The organism is Streptomyces sp. NPDC055078 (assembly GCF_053607985.1).
Genome location: NZ_JBSGUP010000880.1, coordinates 1 through 2,764, shown reverse-complemented (window position 1 = coordinate 2,764; position 2,764 = coordinate 1). Strand labels below are relative to the sequence as shown.

1 protein-coding gene is annotated in these 2,764 nt (G+C 71.4%); it reads left to right on the top strand.

Annotation, left to right across the window (positions count from 1 at the left end; all coding sequences use genetic code 11):
* Positions 1-2,764: ABC transporter substrate-binding protein (locus ACWF94_RS38085; protein ID WP_453499473.1), on the top strand; the 2,764-nt coding region annotated here is incomplete at both ends.

The following is a 2,764-nucleotide window of genomic DNA, read 5'->3' as shown; positions in this document are numbered from 1 at the left end:
GTACAGAAGCGACTTGAGGTCCTCATCCGGGACTTCCGCACCACCGATCCGCCCATGCCCGTCGTCGTCCTGCACACCGAGGACGCCACCGCCGACGACCGGGTCGTCGAACTGGTGGAGCAACTGCACACCGGGCAGGACACCCACGGCAGCCGCTGTGCCGAGGTGCCCGCGTTACAGGAAGGCCCGACGGAGGTGCGGCGGGCCGCGGGGCTGGTGCGCGACCTGGGCGATCCGAAGCGCTGGGACGGTCAGCACGCGCTCTACCGGCGCTACACCTTTCCCCGGCTGCGGCTGGTGCGCGCGATCGAGGACGCCGTGAGCGAACTCGGGCCCGACTGGCCGCAGGCGGCGGCCGGTGCCCAGGGCAGTCCGTCCCGGCCCGCTCAGCGGCTCCTCGACCAACTGGCCCGGCAGCGCTGGCGGCCGAAGGACTCCCCGCGCTGGCGACGCGGAATGCCGCTGTTCGACATGGCGCACATCCTCCCGGCCGGTCTGGTCGCCGGGCTCGCCGCCCTCCTGGCGCGCAGCCACTGGTCCGTGGCGCTGGCGTCCGGTGCCGGGTTCCTGCTGCTGATGCTGCTGCTCGACAACGTCCTGCCCGGCCGGGCCCCCATCTTCCTGTGGCTGCGCAGGGAGAGCCGGTGGTTCATGACGACCACGTTCCTGCGGGCCGCGTCGCGCGGCCGGCCGACCGATGTGTCCGTGCTGCGCCCGATCCAGTCCTGGAAGGCCATCGCGGCCCGCGCGTACGACGTGGCGGAGGCACTCCAGGACGGCGACGACTTCCAGCTCCAGCTGTACGTACTCGCCCTGTTCGAGGATCTGCGCGACAATCACCGCCGCTGGAGCTGGGATCTGCGCGGCTTCAAGCGGCCCAGGCCGCCCATGCTCTTCATGCCGCAGGTGAGCGCGGAGAACGGTGGCATCGAGCTGATCAAGGCGGTCAGCGATGTCCGCAGCAGGCGCAGCGAACTCGATCCGCTGCTCATCGTCGCCGCGCTGCGGGTCGCCGATGTGCCACGCCTCCAGCGCAGTGTGATCCAGCGGCCGGGCGGCACCCTGTGGATCTGGTACCAGGAGTGGGCGCGGAATCTCCGGGCCGGACAGTCGCCGAGCCGGGAGCTGGCCGAGTTGCCCTGGGTGCTGAAGGTGCCCCTGCCGGTGGCCCGCCTCGCCCCGCTCGCGGACGGGCAGCAGCCCTGTGTGAAGGCGTCCACGCGGCCGACGGCGGCCCGGCTGGTGTGGTCCCTGCCCGCCCTGGTCCTGGTGCTGCTGCTGCTCGTCGCGGGGGTCGGCGTACGCGCCGGGACACTGCACGACAAGTACTGCTCGGCGTCGGTGCTGACCGCCAACCGGCACACGGTGCGCAAACCCGCGCCGGAGGAGGGGACGGAGTGCATAGGAGTCGCCACGGGCGATGTGCGGTTCGCCGACTGGCTGCCCGACGACGGGAAGGCGCCCGGCGGGGAGAACACCCCCTGGACCCTGTCCGATCTGGAGCGGCGGATCGGCGAGCAGAACGAGATCGTCCTGCGCAAGCACGCGGGGAAATATGTCACCGTGGTCTACGCGGGGCCGCTCAGCGCCGACCCCGACGGGGGCTTCTCGCCCGTGCAGGGCGTCCAGGAACTGGCGGGGCTGTATCTGGCGCAGGCCGTCATCAACGAGACCTCCTCGGTGCAGCTGCGGGTGCTGATCGCCAATGGCGGCGTGGACCTGGCACACCAGACGGAGATGGCGGACGCCATCGCCGCGTACGCGGCCGACGACCCGACCGTGGTCGGCGTCGTCGGCCTGGGACGCGATCTCAGGTCGAGCACCGAGACGACCCGCAAGCTGCGGGACGCGGGGCTGCCGGTGGTCTCCGGGACGAACTCCGCCACCTATCTGCCGCGCATGTTCGCCAACTGGTTCAGCCTCGCCGCCACCGACGAGTGGCAGCTGGAGCAGCTCGGGCTGATCGCCCAGCAGTTGCGTACGCCGGGCAAGAGGCAGCATGCGCTGGTGCTCGCCCGGGACACCCGCGAGACCGAGGATCTGTACACGGACGAACAGGCGAAGTACGGGCAGCGGATGCTGGCGTCGAAGGGCTTCGCCCTGCTGTCGCAGCGGCGCTACACACGCAGCCGCGCGGGCAAGCCCGAACTGCGTCCGCACACCGCGGAGATCTGCCGGCCCGGGGCGGTGCCGTCCGTGATCTACTTCGCGGGCCGGGTCGAGGACGTCGGCACCCTGATGGCCCAGCTCGGCATGGAACCCGGCTGCGCGGGGCGGCAGATCTCCGTACTGACCGGCGACGATGTGTCCAAGGCCGTCTTCGCCCGGGGCGGTGACGGGGTGGCGCCCAAGGTGACGCTGTATCACGCCGCGCATGTGGAGCTGAAGGGCCCGGCGGCGGCGACCGGCTTCTACGAGAAGGCCACGCAGTATCTGCCGGGCTTCGGCGGCAAGCCGCTGTCGTACGACACACCCGCGCTCGCCAGTGGCCAGACCGCGCTGGCGCACGACGCGACACGGGCCTTGTACTGGGCGGCCACCCAGGGCGGCACCCCGCAGAGCCGGGCCGCGACCTGGGTGAACCTCAGAACGGTCAAGCTCGGCGGGATGGCCACCGGCACGGTCGACTTCACCAATGCCCCACTCTACAAGGACCGGAGCGGACACAGCATCGCGCTGAAGGAGGTACGGCGCGCACCCGACGGGACCTCCCGTCAGCGTCTGGTGTGCAGCAGGATCGCGGGCGACGCCCGGCCCCTCACCG